The sequence below is a fragment of the Chitinimonas violaceus genome, assembly GCF_052601015.1.
Window position 1 is genome coordinate 1 of sequence record NZ_JBQXDJ010000269.1, and the last position, 296, is coordinate 296.

Annotated in this window: 1 pseudogene; it reads right to left on the minus strand. The window is 64.2% G+C overall.

Going from position 1 to position 296, the window contains the following annotated elements:
• Nucleotides 1-296 (minus strand): annotated as a pseudogene (locus ACUHMQ_RS21250) (TolC family outer membrane protein); the annotation flags it as partial.

The window sequence follows — 296 nt, forward strand, 5'->3', positions numbered from 1 at the left end:
GGCCACCACCGGCAGATGCAGACCACGCTTCTCCGTGACATCGATCTTGGCCAGGGCCAGTGTTTGTTCGGCAGCACGCAACGCTGGGCTGCCAGCCTGTGCACGCTGCTGCCACTCCTCCAGGCTGGTGTCGTCCATGGGGGCGGCGATCACATCACCCGCTACCTGTGCTTGTGCCGCATCCAGTCCCGTCAGGCGCCATAGCTGCTGGCTATGCTGTGCCAGGGTGTTCTGGTCCCGGATTTCCTTGGCATCCGCACCGTCGAAGCCCGCCTGTGCTTCATCGACCTCCAACC